This window comes from Arthrobacter sp. K410C (assembly GCF_059090105.1).
In genome coordinates, this window is the sequence record NZ_JBNHFJ010000019.1 from 23492 (window position 1) to 43485 (window position 19994).

The 19994-nt window shown below is 66.2% G+C and carries 17 protein-coding genes; all 17 read right to left on the minus strand.

From position 1 onward, the window contains the following. Positions 1-57 precede the first annotated feature (57 nt). On the minus strand, positions 58-795 hold the full coding sequence (locus AC5RU7_RS18585; RefSeq protein WP_494053475.1) for a YggS family pyridoxal phosphate-dependent enzyme: 738 nt from the start codon (positions 793-795) through the stop codon (positions 58-60). Then, positions 788-1477 carry a purine nucleoside phosphorylase YfiH/LACC1 family protein gene (locus AC5RU7_RS18590; protein ID WP_494053476.1) on the minus strand — a complete coding sequence of 230 codons (690 nt, stop codon included), beginning with the start codon at positions 1475-1477 and terminating at the stop codon, positions 788-790. Before AC5RU7_RS18590 ends, AC5RU7_RS18585 begins: the two co-directional genes overlap by 8 nt. A gap of 8 nt (positions 1478-1485) precedes the next feature. Beyond that, the gene (gene ftsZ, locus AC5RU7_RS18595) at positions 1486-2724 is read right to left on the minus strand and encodes a cell division protein FtsZ (protein WP_494053477.1); all 1239 of its coding nucleotides are present in this window, start codon (positions 2722-2724) and stop codon (positions 1486-1488) included. A 183-nt stretch (positions 2725-2907) separates the two neighbouring features. Next, positions 2908-3903 carry a cell division protein FtsQ/DivIB gene (locus AC5RU7_RS18600; RefSeq protein WP_494053478.1) on the minus strand — a complete coding sequence of 332 codons (996 nt, stop codon included), beginning with the start codon at positions 3901-3903 and terminating at the stop codon, positions 2908-2910. Next, complete coding sequence (gene murC / locus AC5RU7_RS18605) at positions 3896-5287, minus strand: UDP-N-acetylmuramate--L-alanine ligase (protein ID WP_494053479.1); 1392 nt, start codon at positions 5285-5287, stop codon at positions 3896-3898. The genes AC5RU7_RS18600 and murC overlap by 8 nt, the downstream gene beginning before the upstream one ends. Then, positions 5284-6384 (minus strand): undecaprenyldiphospho-muramoylpentapeptide beta-N-acetylglucosaminyltransferase, encoded by a 1101-nt coding sequence (gene murG, locus AC5RU7_RS18610; RefSeq protein WP_494053480.1) that lies wholly within the window; start codon positions 6382-6384, stop codon positions 5284-5286. The genes murC and murG overlap by 4 nt, the downstream gene beginning before the upstream one ends. Before the next feature lie 6 nt (positions 6385-6390). Continuing rightward, positions 6391-7728, minus strand: coding sequence for a putative lipid II flippase FtsW (gene ftsW / locus AC5RU7_RS18615; RefSeq protein ID WP_494053481.1), 1338 nt, complete (start codon positions 7726-7728; stop codon positions 6391-6393). Positions 7729-7730: 2 nt separating this feature from the next. Beyond that, entirely contained in the window at positions 7731-9305 is a 1575-nt protein-coding gene (gene murD, locus AC5RU7_RS18620; RefSeq protein ID WP_494053482.1) for a UDP-N-acetylmuramoyl-L-alanine--D-glutamate ligase, read from the minus strand. Continuing rightward, on the minus strand, positions 9287-10396 hold the full coding sequence (gene mraY, locus AC5RU7_RS18625; protein WP_494011954.1) for a phospho-N-acetylmuramoyl-pentapeptide-transferase: 1110 nt from the start codon (positions 10394-10396) through the stop codon (positions 9287-9289). The genes murD and mraY overlap by 19 nt, the downstream gene beginning before the upstream one ends. Beyond that, a complete protein-coding gene (locus AC5RU7_RS18630; protein ID WP_494053483.1) occupies positions 10393-11856 on the minus strand; it encodes a UDP-N-acetylmuramoyl-tripeptide--D-alanyl-D-alanine ligase in 1464 nt (487 codons plus the stop codon). Before AC5RU7_RS18630 ends, mraY begins: the two co-directional genes overlap by 4 nt. Before the next feature lie 6 nt (positions 11857-11862). Beyond that, positions 11863-13500: a UDP-N-acetylmuramoyl-L-alanyl-D-glutamate--2,6-diaminopimelate ligase gene (locus tag AC5RU7_RS18635; RefSeq protein ID WP_494053484.1), complete on the minus strand. Its 1638-nt coding sequence runs from the start codon at positions 13498-13500 to the stop codon at positions 11863-11865. An 86-nt stretch (positions 13501-13586) separates the two neighbouring features. Continuing rightward, a complete protein-coding gene (locus AC5RU7_RS18640) occupies positions 13587-15377 on the minus strand; it encodes a peptidoglycan D,D-transpeptidase FtsI family protein (RefSeq protein WP_494053485.1) in 1791 nt (596 codons plus the stop codon). 47 nt (positions 15378-15424) lie between these two features. Next, the gene (gene ftsL / locus AC5RU7_RS18645; protein ID WP_494053486.1) at positions 15425-16138 is read right to left on the minus strand and encodes a cell division protein FtsL; all 714 of its coding nucleotides are present in this window, start codon (positions 16136-16138) and stop codon (positions 15425-15427) included. After that, on the minus strand, positions 16135-17127 hold the full coding sequence (gene rsmH, locus AC5RU7_RS18650) for a 16S rRNA (cytosine(1402)-N(4))-methyltransferase RsmH (protein ID WP_494053487.1): 993 nt from the start codon (positions 17125-17127) through the stop codon (positions 16135-16137). Before rsmH ends, ftsL begins: the two co-directional genes overlap by 4 nt. A 167-nt stretch (positions 17128-17294) precedes the next feature. Then, entirely contained in the window at positions 17295-17723 is a 429-nt protein-coding gene (mraZ, locus tag AC5RU7_RS18655) for a division/cell wall cluster transcriptional repressor MraZ (RefSeq protein WP_009358613.1), read from the minus strand. A 374-nt stretch (positions 17724-18097) separates the two neighbouring features. Then, a complete protein-coding gene (locus AC5RU7_RS18660; RefSeq protein WP_494011960.1) occupies positions 18098-18472 on the minus strand; it encodes an SCO2097 family morphological protein in 375 nt (124 codons plus the stop codon). A gap of 276 nt (positions 18473-18748) precedes the next feature. Further along, the gene (gene dinB, locus AC5RU7_RS18665; RefSeq protein ID WP_494053499.1) at positions 18749-19906 is read right to left on the minus strand and encodes a DNA polymerase IV; all 1158 of its coding nucleotides are present in this window, start codon (positions 19904-19906) and stop codon (positions 18749-18751) included. Positions 19907-19994 lie beyond the last annotated feature (88 nt).

Genomic DNA, 19994 nt, shown 5'->3' on the forward strand with positions numbered 1-19994 from the left:
GTCCAATGACTTGACAGCATTGGGGTCCCCCGCCCATCACTTCCAACAGGACCGACGCTACCCCACTGCGGGACGCGATCCGAGAATATCGGAACCGATCCGCAGGTGTGTCGCCCCGAACTTGACCGCTGCCTCCAGGTCCTGGCTCATGCCGGCCGAGATGCCCGTGGCCGCCGGATGGTCCGCCACCAGGTGCGCCGAGACGCCGGCGAGCTTCTCGAAGGCCGGCTCGGGCGCGGCCCCGAACGGGGCCACCGCCATCACGCCTGCGAGGCGCAGGCCGTCGGCCGCCGCGATCTGTTCGGCCAGCCGGGGCACGTCGGCGGGGGCGGCACCGCCGCGGTGTGCCCCGGCGTCGTCCTCGAGGCTGACCTGGATGAAGCATTCCAGTGGCGCCCTGCCTGCGCTTGCCTGTCCTGCGGAAGCAGCCTTCGCCAGGGCCTCCACCAGCTGGGGCCGGTCCACGGAGTGCACCGCGGCGGCGTAGCGGACTACCGACTTTGCTTTCTTGGTCTGGAGCTGGCCTACGAAGTGCCACGTCAGCCCGCAGTCCGCCAGTTCCGCGGCCTTGGCAGCGGCCTCCTGGTCCCTGTTTTCGCCGACGTCCGTCACGCCCAGCCCAGCCAGCCGGCGAATGTCCCTGGCCGGGTGGAACTTGGTGACCACGATCAGCGTGGGCAGGCGGTCCCCGCGGCCTGCGGCTGCTGCGGCTGCTTCGATGCGCCGCCGGACCACGGCGAGCCTCCCGGCAAGTTCGGCAGTGCGGGAATCCCTTGCATCCGGCGCGTCAGTCATGGCACCACACCAGACCCGCGAACCTGCCTGTTTCCCTGTTGCGCCGGTAGGAGAAGAGTGACTCTGTCTCCAACGTGCATGCTCCGGTGTACGCCACCTCCACGCCTGCGCGTTCCAGCTGGCTGCGCGCGCCGGCCGGCAGGTCCAGTCCGGGTGTGCCCCAGGACGTGTTGCTGCGGGTGGCTGGCACTTCCGCCGCCACCTCGTCCTGGAGCACGGCGGGAACCTCGTAGCAGCGTCCGCAGATCGATGGACCCAGCCAGGCCCGGATGGCGCCCGCGCCCAGGGACTTCATGCTCTCCACCGCAGCCGGGATGACCCCGTTGGCGATTCCCGGGCGCCCTGCGTGGACGGCAGCGAGGACCGGACCATACGCGGATTCGGCCGCAAGGAGCACGGGGATGCAGTCTGCCACCATCACGGCAAGAGGCACTCCGCGGGAGACCATGGCGTCAGCCTCGGGCGTTGCGGTGTCCGGCTGCATGACGGCCACGGTCGTGCCGTGGACCTGGTTCATGAACCGCAGTCCGGCCGGCGCCACGCCCATGGTCCGTTCAAGCTCTGCGCGCCGTCGCTGCACCCGGGCAGGATCGTCGCCGACATGCAGCGCGAGGTTGCCGGCGTCCGTATTTGTGAATGCGGCGGACACTCCGGGCAGGATGTCGGCGCGCCAATGGAACAAGCCGGGGCCTACTTCAGGAAGTCGGGGACATCCAGGTCATCCGGGTGGTTGCCGGTGAGGTCCGGCTCCACCACGGAAGGAAGGTCGACGTCGAACCCGGAGTCTGCAGGGACGGCGGAAGGACGCTGCTGGCCCCAGCTGCTGAGGCCTGCGGCACCAACACCGGCGTGGACCGGCTGGGCGCTGGCCTGGTGGTGGCCGGACGACGGAGCCTGGGCCGGCGCCGGAGCTGCGGATGGCGCGGCGGGGCGCTGCGGAGCCACCTGCGGCTGGGACTGGTCCATGGACGGCGAGGTTGCCTTGACGTCGTCGAAGCCGGCGGCGATGACGGTGACACGCGCCTCGTCACCCAGGGCATCGTCGATGACGGCGCCGAAGATAATGTTTGCCTCAGGGTGGGCCACTTCCTGGACCAGGCGGGCGGCCTCGTTGATTTCGAACAGGCCGAGGTCCGAGCCGCCCTGGATGGAGAGCAGCACGCCGTGGGCGCCGTCGATGGAAGCTTCGAGGAGCGGGGACGCGATGGCGAGTTCTGCAGCCTTGACGGCACGGTCCTCGCCGCGGGCGGAGCCGATGCCCATCAGGGCGGAACCGGCACCCTGCATGACGGACTTGACGTCCGCGAAGTCGAGGTTGATCAGGCCGGGGGTGGTGATGAGGTCGGTGATGCCCTGGACACCGGACAGCAGCACCTGGTCCGCCGAGCGGAAGGCGTCCAGGACCGAGACGTTGCGGTCACTGATGGAAAGCAGCCGGTCGTTCGGGATCACGATCAGCGTGTCCACTTCGTCGCGGAGGGCGTCGATGCCGGCCTCTGCGGATCCTGCCCGGCGGCGGCCTTCGAAGGTGAAGGGACGGGTGACAACACCGATGGTCAGGGCACCAAGGGAACGTGCGATGCGTGCGACGACGGGCGCGCCACCCGTGCCCGTGCCGCCGCCTTCGCCGGCGGTGACGAAGACCATGTCGGCACCGCGGAGTACCTCCTCGATCTCGTCAGCATGGTCCTCGGCCGCCTGCTTGCCGACCTCGGGGTTGGCTCCCGCACCCAGGCCACGGGTCAGCTCGCGGCCAACATCCAGCTTGACGTCGGCATCGCTCATGAGCAGGGCCTGGGCGTCCGTGTTGATGGCGATGAATTCAACGCCCCGGAGGCCGACCTCGATCATGCGGTTGACTGCGTTCACGCCACCGCCGCCGATGCCGACGACTTTGATGACGGCCAAGTAATTCTGCGGAGCTGCCACGTTACGTGTCCCTTGTTCGTGTTTATTGCGAAAACTGATGGAGAGCTTGAAGCCTGCAACCTTAACCTTCGACTTGAAGGTTATAGTTATGTCAAGTAACTCATGTCTGTGACGGTATTTCCTCTGGTTGCCACATTCAATAACCGGGTCCGCGTGTCGGATTAATACCGGAAAGAATGCCGGTCACCGCGTCACCGGGTGGCGCGGCACGCTGACGTCGTACACCTTGACCGGGTTCTTGGGGTCTGCTGGAACCTTGAGGAGCGCCTCCAGGACTTTAGCCTTAAGTTCCTTCTCCGATGCATTCCCCCAGATAATGGTCTGACCGTCCACGAGCTTGAGCTCCACGGCATCCACCGACTGCGCGGAGGCATTGCTGAGCTTGGCCAGGACATCGGCGGGCAAGGCACCCAGGACGGCGGCAGTGGCGCGGAACAGGTCCTGGCCGATCGTCCCGGCGCCGCCGTCAATGACCGGCAGGGAGACCGAGGCGGCATCGGCAGTAGTTGCCAGCTGCACGCCCTCTACGTCCACCAGCTGGTACTGCTCCCCCTGCTTGACCAGCGCCACGGGCACGCGCTCCCGCACGGCCACGGCGAGTCCTGACGGCGGCCGCGCCTCGGCCGAGACGGACTTCACCTGGACCAGCGGCTGAAGCAGCCGTCCCACTTCCTCGTCAGTAATTTGCGGCAGCGGTTTGCCCCGCAGTGGCTCCAGGGCGCCCTGCACCTGCTCAGGGGTCAGGAGCCGCGTCCCGGAAACCGAGATGGACTCCAGGGCAAGCACGGGCGAATAGACAGCTCCTGCCAGCAGCCCGGCAACCAGCGCCGCAACGGCAGATACCACCATGAGCAGGTTCCTCTTGCGCCGCTTTCCCTTCGGTTCCGGAAATGCAAGGACGTTCGGGGCGGCACCGCCGGACGGCCCTGCGGGCTTGTCCTTCCGGAGTCCCGGGAACCGCAGCTTGCTTTCACCGGCCGGCTTGGCGGCCTTCGGGGGTTTCCTGGCTGCGGCAGGCTTGTCCGGCCCAGTTTCGGGAAGGCTGCGGGACGCGGAGATCACATCGTCGCGGCCGGAAGCAGGCAGCCCGGAAGCCGGCGTGCTTTTTCCGCCGGAGCCGGTCGCAGTGCTCCCCGTCCTTCCAGCCGGCCGGTAGGTGGGCCGGCGGGAGCTAGGCACTCAGGGCCTCGAGGATGAGCGGGCCGTACGCAGTAACGTCGCCGGCGCCGGCTGTCAGGACGATGTCGCCTTCCTTCGCCGTGTCCACCACCGCTGTCACGGCGTCCGCCGCAAGGACCAGCCGGCCGCCTGCGCCCAGGTGGTCGGCGATGAGCTGGCTGGAGACGCCGGGAATCGGGTCTTCGCGTGCGGGGTAGATGTCCAGGACCAGGGCGGTATCGGCGAGGTTGAGGGCCTCAGCGAACTCCCGGGCGAATTCGCGCGTCCGTGAAAACAAGTGCGGCTGGAAGAGCACATGGACTTTGTGCTCCCCTGCCACCGACCGCGCTGCCGTCAGCGCGGCACGGACTTCGGTGGGGTGGTGCGCATAGTCGTCGAAGACCCGGACGCCCCTGGCGGACCCCTTCAGTTCGAAGCGCCGGGCCGCGCCGGAGAAGTTCGCCAGGGCAGCGGCGGCCGTGGCCGGTTCCACGCCCAGTTCGAGGGCAACGGCGAACGCGGCGGCGGCGTTCAGCGCATTGTGCCGCCCCGGTACCTGCAGCGAAAGTTCGTGGCGGCCTGCGGCTCCGGACACCGCCACCTTGCCGGGTCCGTCGTCGTGAAGCACCAGGTCCGCGCCTGCACCGGTGCCGTACAGGACCACGCGGGTGTTGCCGCGCGCCCTGGTCCTCTCGGCAAGGGCCAGCGCCCCGGCGTCGTCGGCGCAGGCAACCAGCACGCCCTCCTCGGGCAGCAGCGCTGTGAACCGGTCGAAGGATTCGTAGACCGCCTCTGCCGTGCCGTAGTGGTCCAGGTGGTCGGGCTCCACGTTCGTGACCACCGCGATTCGGGGGCGGTAGTTCAGGAACGAGCCGTCGGACTCGTCGGCTTCGGCGACGAAGATTCCGGAGTTGCCGTGCGCGGCATTGACGCCGAGGGCCGGCACGTTGGCGCCGATCGCGAACGAGGGGTCCAGCCCTGCACCCTGCAGCAGGACTGTCACCATGGACGTGGTGGTGGACTTGCCGTGCGTTCCGGCCACGGTGACCACGAGGTCCTCCCCCATGGTGGAGGCAAGCGCCTCGGAGCGGTGCAGCACGGGCAGGCCCGCCTGCCTGGCGGCAACGAGCTCCGGGTTGTCTGCGCGGATGGCCGAGCCGGCCACTACCGTTTGCGCGTCACCAAGGTTGGCTGCGTCGTAGCCGACGGCGATGCGGGCACCTGCGGCGGCCAGCTCCGCCATGACCGGAAGGTCCTTGGCGTCCGAGCCACTGACGGGGACGCCGCGGGCCACCATGATCCGTGCCACCGCGGACATCCCTACGCCGCCGATGCCGATGAAGTGGACCTTGCCGAGGGATTCCAGGCTGCCCGGATATTCAAGGCCGGCGTTGTGGGGGTTCATGCCGTTACCGCTTCCAGGATGAGACCAGCCATGCGCTGGTCGGCGTTTCGAATACCGAGCCGGTAGGAATTGGCTGCCATGGTGGCAAGCCGGTCCTTGTCGGTGACCAGCGGTATCAGCTCCCGCGCCACCCAACCGGCATTGAAATCCCGGTCCGGAACCAGCAGTGCGCCGCCGGCCGCCACGAGGCCCGCGGCGTTCAGGGCCTGTTCCCCGTTGCCGATGGGCAGCGGCACCAGGACTGCAGGCACTCCGACCGCGGCTGCTTCGCAGACCGTCGCAGCACCCGACCGGGCCAGCAGCACATCGGCGGCGGCGTAGACGAGCTCCATGCCGTCGACGTATTCCACCTGCCGGTAGCCTTCCGCGCTGAGCGGCTCGCCGGCGTCGTCCAGGATCGACTTGCCCCGCCCTGTGATGTGCAGGGTCTGGATCCCCGCGGCTGCCAACTGGCCGGCGGCGCCGCCGATGGTCCGGTTGATGCTCTGGGCGCCGGAGGAGCCTCCGGTCACGATCAGGGTGGGCTTGTCCGGTTCAAGTCCCAGAGCTTCCCTGGCAGACTGCCGTGCCGCCGGCCGGTCGAGCGATGAAATTTCGGTGCGCATGGGCATGCCGACGTGCACGGCGTGCGGGAGCGGCGTTCCATCGAAGGCAACCGCGACGCGCTTTGTCAGCATTGCCCCCACCCTGTTAGCCAGGCCGGGCCGGGCATTGGCCTCGTGGATGACGATGGGGATCCGCCGCTTCCGGGCAGCAAGGTACATCGGGGTGCAGACGTAGCCGCCGACGCCCACCAGGACATCCGCCTGCGCCTTGTCCAGGATGGAGCCCGCCTGGCGGACGGCCCCTGCCAGGCGTGCCGGCAGCCGGACCAGGTCCACGGAGGGCTTCCGGGGAAACGGCACGCGGTCAATGGTGGCCAGTTCCACCCCTGCCGCCGGGACAAGCCGGGTTTCCATTCCGGCGGGCGTCCCGACGGCGAGCAGGGCAGCATCCGGAGAGGCATTGCGCACCGCTGCCGCGATGGCCAGGAGAGGGCTGATGTGGCCGGCTGTTCCGCCGCCCGCCAGGACGATGGAGGGGGTTTTCGGAGTCATCTCGGATCAGGCACGCTTTCTTGCAGTCTTTTTCTTCGCAGCAGCCCCGCGGCTCCTGCCCTTGAACTTCAGCATCTTCTTCGGGCGGATGGCGGGAGCCATTTGCTCCCGGGCCAGCGACAGCACTACGCCGACGGCGCAGAGGGACATCAGCAGGGCCGAACCGCCATAGGAGATGAAAGGCAAGGGCACGCCGATGACGGGCATCAGCCCGGTGACGACGGCCATGTTGACGGTCGCCTGGCCCAGCAGCCACACCATGATGGTTCCGGCAAGTACCCGGTGGAACATGTCCTCCTGGGCCACTACGACCCGGTAGATGGCGGCGCCAAGGATCGCAAACAGGATCAGGACGACGACGGTGCCCACCAGGCCGAGTTCCTCGCCGATGATGGCGAAGATGAAGTCGTTGTGGGCTTCGGGAATCCAGCTGTACTTTTGCCGGCTCTGGCCGAGTCCCACGCCGAACCAGCCGCCGGAGGCCAGTCCGTAAAGGCCGTTGGTCGCCTGGTAGTTGGCGTCGACGCCGTCGGCACAGGATTCACCGGTCCACCAGGAGGTGATCCGGCAAACCCGGTTGGAGCTGGTCACAGCCATAACGGCTGTTCCGGCGGCTGCCACGAGGCCGGCGATGCCGAAGAGGTAGACGGGCGCCCCGGCGAAGAACAGTGCCGCAGCGGTAATCATCATGATGATCATGGCGGTACCGAGGTCGTTGCCCACCAGGACAAGAACGATCACCGCAGCGGCCATGGGGACGGCGGGGATGGCAACATGCTGCCAGCGGCTCAGCAGCCGGCCCTTGATGGCCAGCACCGTGGCCATCCAGAGGGCGAGGGCAAGCTTTGACGCCTCGGATGGCTGGAAGGTGATGCCACCCAGGTCGATCCAGTTCTTGTTGCCGTTGACTTCGGCACCCACCACCTGGACCAGGACCAGCAGTGCCAGCGCGATGCCGATCGCCGGCCAGGCGAGCCGCTTCAGCCAGACCACGTTGATGCGTGACAGCACGAACATGGTGAAGATACCGATGGCGGCAAACATGCCCTGCTTCAGGGCGTCCCCGTAAGGCGACTTGCCCGCTGCGATGGATTCGACGCTTGAGGCCGAAAGGACCATCATGATCCCGATGGCCGTCAAGGCCAGGGTGGAGCCCAGGATGAGGTAGTACGTGGAGCCGTTGCGCGAGGTTCCGTTGCCTTCAAGGGCGGACCAGAACCTGCGGTACGCGTTCCGCAGCTTTGCGGGGAGGGTTGACTGCCGGCCGGGGGACGTTGCGGAGGAGCCGGGGCCGGGCGTGCGGGCCTGCTGTCTGGCTGGCGGCCGGGTGGGCGTGCTGGCCATTCTTACTCCTCGCCGGTCTGTCCCTGCCCTTCCACCAGCCCGCGGACAGCTGCGATGAAAGTGTCACCACGGTGAGCATAGGAAGAGAACTGATCCATGGAAGCAGCTGCCGGAGCCATCAGCACAGTATCGCCGGAGGCGGCCTGCCGGGCGGCCGACGCAACGGCCAGCGACATCACCTGTTCCCCGGACAGGGGGGAACCCGCTTCGTCGGCACCCGCTGCAGCAGTCTGCACTTCTTCAGTGTCACCCGCTACCGCCTTGATCACCGGGACATCCGGCGCGTGTCGCTGGAGGGCGGCAGTAAGGACCGAAGTGTCCTTGCCGATCAGCACCACGGCTTTCAGCCGGGAGGCGTGCTCCCGCACCAGGTCGTCATAGGAGACGCCCTTCGACAGGCCCCCCGCAATCCAGACCACGTTGGTAAACGCGGCAAGGGAGGCGGAGGCCGCGTGCGGGTTCGTGGCCTTGGAATCGTTGACCCAGAGCACGCCGTTGTGGCGGGCCACCGGCTGGATCCGGTGGTCGCCGGGGATGTAGTCCCGGATGCCCTGCCGCACGGCGGCTGCATCCACCCCGTAGGCCCGGACCAGCCCGGCGGCAGCGAGGGCGTTGGCCACCATGTGGCGGGGCGCGAAGGCGCCGAGGTCTTTCATCGAAGCAAGTTCGGCCGCACTGTCCTTGCGCTCCTCGATGAAGGCCCGGTCCACCAGGAGCCCTTCAACCACGCCGAGCATGCTGATGGCGGGCGTAACAGTTGTGAACCCGATGGCCCGGCATCCTTCCACGACGTCGGCGTTCTCCACCATGCGCTCGGTCTCGAACTGCTCGGCGTTGTAAAGGCAAGCTTTTTGGGTCTGCTCGTAGACCTTGGCTTTGTCCGCGAGGTACGAGTCGTACGAGCCGTGCCAGTCGACATGGTCTTCGGCAACGTTCAGGCAGACGCTGGCCACCGGGGAGAGCGATTCGGCCCAATGCAGCTGGAAGCTGGACAGCTCAACGGCGAAGACGTCGTACTCTACGGGGTCCCGGATGGCATCGAGGATGGGCGTTCCCACGTTTCCCACGGCGATGGCTTTTAGGCCTGCTGCGCGGAGCATCGATTCGGTGAGGCCCACCGTGGTGGTCTTTCCGTTGGTGCCGGTGATAGCGAGCCAGTCGGCGGTCTTCCGGCCTTCCCTGGTCCGTACCCGCCAGGCGAGCTCCACGTCGCCCCAGACGGGGATGTGGGCGCGGGCTGCGGCAGCGAGGAGTGCCTGGTCCGGGCGCCAGCCCGGCGAGGTGACGATCAGTTCCGGAAGTTCCCCGTCAATCCGGGGAATGCGGGTGACGGCGTCCTCCCCCAGCAGCACATCGGCTGCGCCGACGATCTTGAGAGTCTCGGCGTGTGCTTTCGCTTTCTCGGTGGTGGCGGCATCCACCACTACCACGCGGGCTCCCAGTTCGATCAGGGTGTCGGCAGCGGCAAAGCCGGAAACGCCGATACCGGTGACGGCCACGCGCAGGCCACTCCAGTCGGAGTCCCAGGTAACGAGGTTTTGCAGGCGGGGGGAAACGGTCACAGCAGTACAACCCATTCAGCGTAGAAGATGCCAAGGCCGGCGGCCACGAAGAGTCCGCCCAGGATCCAGAAACGGACCACCACCGTCACTTCCGCCCAGCCCTTGAGTTCGAAATGGTGCTGCAGCGGCGCCATTTTGAAGACGCGCTTTCCTCCGGTGGCCTTGAAGTAGCCCACCTGGATGATCACGGACAGGGTGATCAGGACGAAGAGGCCGCCGATGATCCCGAGCAGCAGTTCAGTCCGGGACAGGATGGCAAAGCCGGCGATGGCGCCGCCGATGGCAAGCGATCCGGTGTCGCCCATGAAGATCTTGGCCGGTGACGTGTTCCACCAGAGGAAGCCCACCAGGGCAGCACTCATGATGGCCGCCAGCAGCGCAAGATCCAGGGGGTCCCGCACGGAGTAGCAGCCGCCGCCGGCTTCCCTCGGGGACCCGCAGGCCTGGTTGCTTTGCCAGATGCCCATCAGGGTATAGGCGCCGAAGACCATGACCGAAGCACCGGCTGCGAGTCCGTCGAGGCCATCCGTGAGGTTTACGCCGTTAGTGGCGGCCGTCACGATCAGGTTGGACCAGATGACAAAGAGGATGGCGCCCAGGACCGTGCCGCCGAAAGCCAGATCCAGCCAGGGCAGGTCCCGGACCAACGAGATCTTGGTGGAAGCCGGCGCCAGCCCGTCCTCGTTCGGGAAATTGAGCGCCAGCACGGCAAAGATGATGCCCACCGCTGCCTGCAGGATCAGTTTTGCCTTGGCGTTGAGGCCCAGGCTGCGTTGCCGTGAAATCTTGATGAAGTCGTCAAGGAAGCCGACGAGCCCCATCCCCACCATCAGGAAGAGCAGGATCAGGGCGGATGCGGACGGCCCGGGGGAATCCGGGTTCATCATGAACATGATGAGGTGGGTGAGTCCGTAGGCCAGCAGGACCGCTGCCACGACCACCGTCCCGCCCATGGTGGGTGTCCCGCGCTTGGTGTGGTGCGAGGTGGGCCCGTCGTCGCGGATGAACTGGCCATAGCCGCGGCGGACCAGGAGCCGGATGAAGAGCGGTGTTCCCACAAGGGCGCACAGCAGGGCGAGCCCGGCGCCGATCAAAAGTGCAATCACAGCAGAGTGCTCCTTTCATCGGCGGGTTGGCGGGTTGGGGGTAATGCTATCCGATCGCCCAAATGGCGCAGTCCCACGCTGTTGGAGGACTTGAACAGCACCAGGTCCCCGGGTTGGAGTTCCGCATTCAGGAGCTCGTAGGCCTCGTCGGCGGTCTCCGTGAAGATGCATTCGTCCCCCCAGGACCCTTCCTGTACGGCGGAGACATAGAGCGCACGCGCTTCGCGGCCCACCACTACCAGCCGGGAGATGTTAAGCCGCACCACCTGGGTGCCCACGGCGGTGTGTTCCCGGATGGAGTCATCGCCGAGTTCCAGCATGGCGCCGAGGACGGCCCAGGTGCGCCGTCCGCGCCCCAGGTCGGCGAGGGTACGAAGGGCGGCCCTCATGGATTCGGGGTTTGCGTTGTAGGCGTCGTTGATGACGGTTACGCCGTCGGCGCGTTCGGTCCGTTCCATCCGCCAGCGGCTGGCAGCTGTTTGACTGCTCAGCCCGGATGCGATGTCCGCGCCGGAGATGCCGGCGGCGAAGGCCGCTGCTGCCGCTGCGAGGAGGTTCGCGGTATGGTGGGCGCCGATGAGGCGGCTGGAGACGTGGTGCGGCCCTTCACCGCCTGGCAGCAGGAGGTCGAACTCCGGACTGCCGCCGGCGTTGGTGTCGGCATTCAGCGCCTGGACGGCGGCGTCTTCGCGTCCTTCCGCGGAGAAGCCCAGCACCGCTGCCGTGGTGCGGCTGCGCATCGCAGCCACCCTGTCGTCGTCGAGGTTGATGATGGCAGTTCCGGCGGCGGTGAGTCCCTCCACGAGTTCACCCTTCGCGAGGGCGATGTTGTCCACTCCCCCGAATTCGCCGGCGTGCGCTGTCCCGACGCCAAGGACAACCCCGATGTCCGGCTTGACCATTTCCGCGAGGTAGCGGATGTGTCCGATGCCGGTAGCACCCATCTCGATGACGAGGTAGCGGGTGTCGGTATCCGCACGGAACACCGTGAGCGGTACTCCGACTTCGCCGTTGTAGGACCCCTGCGGTGCCACGGTCTCGCCGTGGGCCGAGAAGATTCCGGCAAGCAGGTCCTTGGTGGTGGTCTTGCCGGCGGAGCCGGTGATGCCCACCACTGTGAGTTTCCCGCCTGCTTCAGCCCGCGCCGCACGTATCCTGCGGACAGCCTCGGCTGCCAGCGCACCCATGGCCAGGACGGCGTCGGGCACCAGGATGGAGGGGTATGGCAACCCGTCCGGCCCGGCTACGGGCCGCTCGGCAAGGGCCAGGACGGCCCCGGCTTCAAAGGCGGCCGGGAGGAAGTCGTGGCCGTCCGCGAACTCGCCCGGCTTTGCGACGTAAAGCGAACCTGTCGTGGCTTCGCGTGAATCCGTCACCACCGTGAGGGGCGTGATTCCGGGATCGGCGTCCAGGCGCCCGCTGGTGATTTCGGCGATCTCCGCCGCAGTAAATGCAATCATCTCGGTCTAGGACTCTATCCGGTCGGCTTGGAGAACGTTGAATCCCCTGGCTGTCAAGGCGCTCCGCAGTTCCACCCGGTCGTCGAGGGCAAGGTTGACGCCCTTCACTTCCTGCCAGACCTCATGGCCGCGTCCTGCGACAAGGATGGTGTCCTGTGGCCGCGCCAGCTCCACTGCCCGGCGGATCGCCTTGTCACGGGGGAAAACCTCCAGAAGTTCGCACGGCAGGCCCTCGCCGGCCTGGGCCTCCTCCGCCCCGGCCAGGACGTCCCGGCGGATGGCCGCGGCGTCCTCATCGTGGGGGTCGTCGTCAGTGACGATGACGGTGTCGGCCAGCCGGGCCGCGATGGCACCCATTGCCGGGCGTTTGCCCTGGTCCCGCTGCCCGGTGGCACCGAAGACCACGATCAGCCTGGAATCCGGCTTGGGTGAACGGACTGCCTCCAGGGCCCGCGCCAGCGCATCCGTGTTGTGCGCGAAATCCACGACGGCAGCAGGTTCCTCGGAGATGAGCTGCATGCGGCCGGGCACCGCCACCGTGAAGGGATCCGCGGCATCCAGGGCCGCCTGCAGGTCCGCCGGTTCCACGCCGGACTGGAGCACCATCAGTGCCGCCAGGGCCGCGTTGGCCACGTTGAAGCTTCCGGGAAGGCCGGTGTGGAGGCAAAGTTCCATGCCTTCCGGTCCACGAAGCGTGAACTCCGTGCCCAGGCCGCGCGGGGACGTCGAGGCGACGATCCAGTCCGCGGCAGTCCCCGGCACGGTGCCCAGGGTGGTGACCGGCACCTCCGCGGCGCCGGCAAGGCGCCGGCCCCACTCGTCGTCGACCGTCACTACTGCCTTGCGTGCGCGGCCGGGCGTGAACAGCTCAGCCTTGGTGGCGAAGTAGTCGTCCATGGTGCGGTGCAGGTCGAGGTGGTCCTGCGTCAGGTTGGTAAAGCCGGCAACGTCGAACATCAGCCCGTCCACCCGCTGGTAGGAGATGGCATGGGAGGAAACCTCCATGGCGGCGGCTGCCAGTCCCCGTTCGCGCATCAGTGCCAGCAGCCCGTGCACGTCAGTTGACTCCGGTGTGGTGAGCAGGCTTGGGATGGGGTCGCCGCCGGCAAGGATCTCGATGGTGCCGATCAACCCGGCACGCTTGCTGAGCGCGGCCAGCAGGGAGGTGATGAAGTACGTGGTGGTGGTCTTGCCGTTGGTGCCTGTGACACCGAACAGTTGCAGGGAACGGTCCGCGCCTGACTGGCTGCGGTAGATCATGGCAGACAGCGGCCCCACTACATTGCGCGGCGACTCAACGACCAGTACGGGTACGGGCGTATCGGAGGACAAAGCCAACAGCCGTGCACCGGCGCCGTCCGTCAGCACTGCGACCGCCCCGGCCTCAATCGCCTGGGCGGCGAAGTCGGCGCCATGGCGGGCGGCGCCCGGAAGTGCAACATAAAGGTCTCCGGGTTCCACTGCCCGGGAGTCCATAGAGATGCCGGTCACTGATGTGTCGGCGGCAGGTCCGGGAACGCTGACGCCCACAGCGTCACCAATGCTGCCCAGCGGCAGCGCCTCCACGTCCGAGGGCCGGAACCGGGCATTGGTGGCAGGAGCGGCGGGAGCGGCGCTGTCCTGGGGCAGGTTGAACTCAGACAAGGAATCTCCGATGGTGCTAGTGGACCGTGGCCGGCGCAGAGGGGACCGGATCAGCGGGCTGCTGGTCCGGACTTCAGGCCGGGATGCTACTTGGCGAACTGGGGCAGCCTGGCCGGCTCGCCGGTGGACGGCTGGACGTTGTAGGTCCGCAGCGCCTGGCTCATCACCGACCGGAAGACCGGCCCGTTGGTAATCCCGTAGATGCTGCCCTTGGGCCGCTGGAGTACCACCTCAACAATAAACCGCGGATCATCCATGGGTGCCATGCCCACCAAGGAGGCGGTGTAACCGCAGTAGCCGGCGCCGTCGTCGCACGGTGACTCCGAGGTGCCCGTCTTCGCCCCCACGCGGTAGCCGTCGATGCCGGCATCCTTGATCTGGCCTTCGGTGACAGCGCTCTCCAGGATGTCCTGGACCTGCTGGGCCGTGTTCTCCGAGACGATCCGCCGGGAAGGGGCTGCAGGCACCTTCTCCTCCGCGCCGTCGGGCGAAATATAGGAATCGATCAGGCGCGGCTGGAGCATGACCCCGTTGTTGGCAATGGACTGGAAGGCCCGCACCGTCTGCAGGGTGGACTGGGAGACGCCCTGGCCGAACAGGACCGTGTATTCCTGCCGGCCGTCCCATTGCTCCCAGGGAGTCAGGATGCCGGAGGCTTCGGCGGGCAGCCCGATGTCCGGGGCCTCGCCGATGCCGAACTTCTGCAGCCATTCGTACCGCTGTTGCTTGCTGAGCCGTTGCCCGGCCATCACCGTGCCGGTGTTCATCGAATAGCCCAGGATGCCGGCGAGGGTCCGTTCCTCGGTGCCGTGGGCGAAGGAGTCGCTGAACGTCTGGCCGTCCACGGTATAGGAGGGACCCAGGGTGAACGTGTCCAGCGGACTGGCTTTTCCCTCCTCGATCAGGGCGGCAACCGTCATCATCTTCTGCACGGAGCCGGGTTCATAGGCGGCCGTGACAGCGCGGACTCCGCGGTCCTTGGCGGCCACCCGGCCGGGATCATTGGGGTCCGGGGCATTGGTGTCCGCCATGGCCACCAGGTCGCCCGTCTTGGCATCCATCACGATGATGGTGCCCCACTCGGCGCCGAGCTTGTCCGTCTGGCTTTGGATGGCCTGCTGGGCGAAGTACTGAAGATCTGAGTTGAGGGTGAGCTTGACGTCCTTGCCATCCTCCGGCGGCGTCAGCTCGTCCATGCCCACCGGGATCCTCAGTCCGTCCGCACCGATCTCGAAGAGCCGCCTGCCGTCCTTGCCCCGAAGCAGTTCGTCCTGGGTCTGCTCGATGCCTGCCTGGCCGGTGCTGCCGTCCTTGAGGAAGCCGATAATGCCGCCGGCCACGGAACCGTTGGGATAGACCCGCTTACTGACGCCTTCCGTGACGATGCCCGGGATCTGGAGTTTCGAGATGCGGTCTTCTACATCCGGCTTCACGTCCTTGGCCACGATGTAGTAGGGCCGCTCCCCGGTCACGGCTTCACGGATGGCGTGCTTGTCCATCCCCAGTGCGGCAGCGAGCTCGGTGAGCCCCTGGTCCCGGGAAACGTCCACCAGCTTTTCGTTGGCTTCGTCGAGCCGCTTAAAGGTTTCGGTCTTGGTGTTGACCCGCTGGTCCACCACCACGTTGTACCGGATGACGCTGTTGGCCAGGACGGTGCCGTTCGAGTCCAGGATGCTTCCCCGTTCGGCCGGCAGGACCGTCTCGGTCATCCGCTTGTTGAGGGCGGCCGCTGCCATGCCGCCAACGTCCAGCCCCTGGACCAGGAACAGCTTGCCGCCCACCACCAGCAGGAGGGTGAGCATGACGCCGAGCCCCAGGCGCAGCCGCCGGGTGGCGTTGGGTACCTTGTCTGCCGGTTTGCCGGTCCTCTGCGCCACCGTGGAATTCCTTGCTGTTCGTCCCTGTTACCTGCCGGATGTCCTGGCTATTGCCCCGGGACCTTCTGCTGCGGCACAGGTACAGTGCCGCCGTGAAGCTCAACAGGGGGTACCGCCGCGGCGGGCGGTGCTGCAGGCGGCTGGGCCTGTGCCTGTGCCTGTGCCTGCGCCTGGCTGGCGGGAGCGTCAGCGGCGGGCGTCTGGGTTGCAGGCGGTGCCGCTTCCACAGGCTTGCGGCTTTCCAGCGGCTCCCCCTTGGTTGCCGGCGGTACCACCAAAAGCTGGCCGGCGACGGCCGGGGCCGGGATGACGGCTCCCTCGGAACCTCCCTTAACTGCCGGTGTCGCCTTGCCTGTCACCGACAGGGTGGACAAATCGATCTGACCCTTGACGGTGGAAGCCACCATGCCCAAGTCCTTGGCCTTGGCGGCCAGGTTCTGCGGAGCCTCAAAGTTCTGCACCTGCTGGGTAAGGTCCTGGTTCTGCTTGGTCAGCGTGCTCTGCCGGGCGCGCAGCTCCACGAGCTGGTACTGCGCGGTGGAGACCGAGATGTTCAGGACCAGGACAGCGATCAGCGCCACAGCCAGCAGGGCAAAGCACAGCACCACGAAGGGAGCGCGGCGCTTCCGGGGAATGTTGCGGACCACGGACAGCGGCGTGCGGCTCTTCCGGCCGGCACCCGGTGATCCTGCAGGCAGGCTGCTGCTGGCTGCCGAACTGCCGGAGACGACGGGAAAGTTCTTGACGGCAGCGGTGCTCATGCAGCTCTCCTGGCTCTGATTCGTTCAGCCGCACGCAGCCTTGCTGAGGCTGCCCGCGGGTTTTCGGCGATTTCGACGGCGGTAGGTACCTCGGTGCCTTTGGTAAGGGTCTTGAGTTCCGGTTTATGCTCCTCCAGCTCCACGGGGAAACCGAGGGGCGCCGACGACTTGGAGCGGGACTGGAAGACGCTTTTCACGATCTTGTCCTCCAGGGAGTGGTAGGACATCACGACGAGGCGCCCGCCCAAAGCGGTAGAGTCGACCGCCGCCGGGACGGCCCGCTCCAGCACATCGAGTTCTTCGTTAACCTCAATCCGCAGTGCCTGGAAAGTCCTCTTGGCCGGGTGTCCCCCCGACTTGGCGGCGCCCGCAGGTACCACTGCCCGGATCTGGTCCACCAGCTGTCCTGTGGTGGTAAAGGGTGCCTCTGCTCGGGCAGCGACAATCCGGTTGGCTATCCGGCCGGCGAACTTTTCCTCGCCCCATTTGCGGATGATCCTGACCAGCTCTTCTTCGCTGTAGTTGTTGACCACATCCGCGGCGGTCTGGCCCCGGCTCGTGTCCATGCGCATGTCGAGGGGAGCATCGAAGGAGTATGCGAAGCCCCGCTCCCGCTCGTCGAGCTGCAGCGAGGAAACACCAAGGTCCATCAGGATCCCGTGCACCTCCGGCACGCCCAGGTCCTCAAGGACATCCTGGATCTCGTCATAGACAGCGTGGACCAGGTCCGTGCGGGCTTCGAAGGGCGCCAGGCGCTCCCCCGCGAGGGCAAGGGCCTCCTCATCGCGGTCGATGCCGATGAGGTGAAGGTCCGGGAAGCGCTGGAGCATGGCTTCGGAGTGGCCGCCCATGCCGAGGGTGGCATCTATTGCCACGGGGGTTTCGCCGCGGAGCCTTGCCGCCTCGAATCCCGGGGCCAACAAATTGATGCACCGGTCCCGCAGGACCGGCACATGGCGTTCGGACGTGGGCTTCGGTTGTTCGTTCATGCCTCGTCCTTTCTCGCCGTCGTGGTCGCCGTACCTGCTTCTTGGGCCAGATCCCCATCCGCGCCTATCGTCCCGCCCGCCTGGCTCCGGGGAAGTGAGTCAGGTTGGCCAGCCGATGGGCGGCTGGAGATCTCGTCCAAGAAACTCCTGATGCTTATTCCGGAAATTCAGAGAATGCCCGGAATGGGATCATCAGTTTCCGAGAAGGCAGTTTCCTTCTCGGCGAGGTATTCATTCCAAGCCTGGGCGTCCCAGATCTCGGCCCGCGAACCCGCCCCAATAACGGCAAGCTCCCTGCCCAGTCCTGCGTACTCCCGGAGCGCCGGTGGAATAGTTACGCGCCCCTGCTTGTCAGGTACCTCGTCAGAGGCTCCAGAGAGAAAAACGCGGATGTAGTCACGGGCCTGCTTCGAGGAGATTGGCGCCTCCCGCATTTGCTCATGGACCCGTGCAAATTCCTTCTCACTGAAGACGTAGATGCATCGTTCCTGGCCCCTTGTGAGCACCAGCCCGCTGGCAAGTTCCTCGCGGAACTTCGCGGGGAGAATGATCCGTCCCTTTTCATCCAGACGTGGCGAGTGCGTGCCCAGAAACACTGGCCCACCGCCCGTCCGCTGTCAGGAACTGCACATCCCCAATGTTGCAACCACCCTCTTATGTCCTCCACATTACTCCACTTTCCCCCACAGTCAACGCAAAGCACATCACGGGCACTGCGAGTTATGGGAATTCAACCCTGAAATGGCGCGGATTTGGGCTGGTGGTGGAAAGTGGAGGGCCTTTATCCAGCAAGCGCTGTTGGAAGCACCGCCTGCCTCGCCCGCTGCCTTACGGCCAGCAGGCATGAGGGGCAGCTGCATCCCGGCCCTGAAAAGAGGGGGCTTAAAGCAAAAAAGATCCCCTTTCGGGGATCTTTTTGGAATTGCGCACCTCGCAGGGGTGGAAGGTGGAGGGGCCAGGGCCCCGGCGGTTACTGCTCGCCCCTGCGCCTTTCATCCCAGCGCTCTTCGAGGCTGCTCATGAAAGAACTCCTCTGCTTGCCGGACTTTCCGCCGCCGGACTTGGTACCTGTTTTTGCCCCGGCCGAGCTTCGCATCGTGGCAAAGTAAACGCCGCCGCCCATCACGATAAAACCCAGGACGCCGACGAGGATGCTCTGCAGCGTGACACCCACCAATAGCAGGAAGACTCCAGCCAATGCGCAGAGGACGCCAATCACCACATGCCGCGTGGACCAGGAGCGTCCGGGGTCGGACCCCATGGAATTCGCGAACTTCGGGTCATCCTCGTGAAGCTGCTTCTCCAGCTGCTCAAGCAGCTTCTGTTCGTGCTCCGACAGCGGCATCACGACCTCCTTTTGTAGGCCAACGTCCGGGCTGGTTCCCAGCCACTACTTCTGCACCGTTAACGACTGTTGTTCCTTTGTGGTTCCCGCTTTGCCGGCATTGGCAAGAACGAAAACCAGGCACACAGCCGCGGGAGCGGGAGCATGTCCAAGAGGGTCCGGCAGTAAGTCCAGTCACTCAAAAACTATGTATCTCTAAGGATAGTTTGTTGAGGGCTGTTCTGAAAGACGGCAATCGGCTTTGCGGACCGCCCGCAGACGGGAGCTGACCGCTGATTAAGTGCCCGTTCCGGGTTCCATCAACCGGGCCGGCAACACCGACTTGTTGCCGAATTTGCGGGCCACTTCATCCAGCGCCTGTTCCGCCGCGCGCCAGTTGTCATCCCGGCGGTCAATGCTGAGCTGGAGCGAGGTCCGGGAGGCATCTTCCAGCTGCTCAGCCCTTACTCCCACGAGGCGGACCGCCATGCCCCGGTTGCCCGCCGACTCCAGCAGCTGAAGGACCACCGCGTAGATGAGCTGGGCACTGTCCACCGGCGTGGACACTGTCCGGCTGCGGGTAATGGTGGAAAAGTCGGCAAAGCGCAGTTTCAAGGCAACGGTCCGCGCCACCATTCCCGAACTGCGCAACCGCGCGGCGGTACGGTGCGACAGTCGAAGCAGTTCCCGGTGCAGGACTGCCTGGTCCGCGGTATCCGTGGCGAATGTCTCTTCTGCCCCGATGCTCTTCTCCAGCCGTACCGGGGTCACCGGGCGGGGGTCGATGCCCCAGGAGAGCTGGTGGACGTGTTCACCTGTGGCACCCAGCGTCTTTCGGAGTGCGGATACCGGTGTCGCCGCCACGTCCGCAACCGTCCGGATGCCCATCTTGGCAAGGACCTCAGCCGTTTTGGCGCCGACTCCCCACAGCGCACCGACCGGCAGGCTGTGCAGGTAGGGCACCGTTTCATCGGGCCCGATGAGGAGCAGGCCATCAGGCTTGCACCGGGTGGAGGCGATCTTGGCCACAAACTTGGTCTCGGCTATGCCCACCGACGCCGTGATGCCCAGCTCCGAGGCAACCTGCCGGCGGACCAGTTCGCCGATCCCTCTCGGCGGACCGAGCCGGCGGAGGGCTCCGCTGACATCGAGGAAGGCTTCGTCGACGCTCAGCGGCTCAACGAGTTCGGTAATGGACCCGAAGATGGCCATCAGCTGTGCGGAAACCTCGTAGTACAGCTTGTGACGCGGTTCGATGATTACCGCCTGCGGGCAGATTCTTGCTGCAACAGCCATGGGCATGGCGGACTTGACGCCGAAGGCCCGGGCCTCGTAGGAGGCGGACAGGACTACCGAGCGCTCCGCCGGAAAGCCGACGATTACGGGTCTTCCACGCAGTTCGGGACGCGTCCGGAGCTCCACCGAGACGAAAAAGGCGTCCATATCCACGTGCATGATGCACTTGCGCCTGCGGCCCGGAATGCGCGCAGCGGCTGGCTGATTGGTATGGTCTGGCCCCACGACTGCAATCCTATCCGCCGGT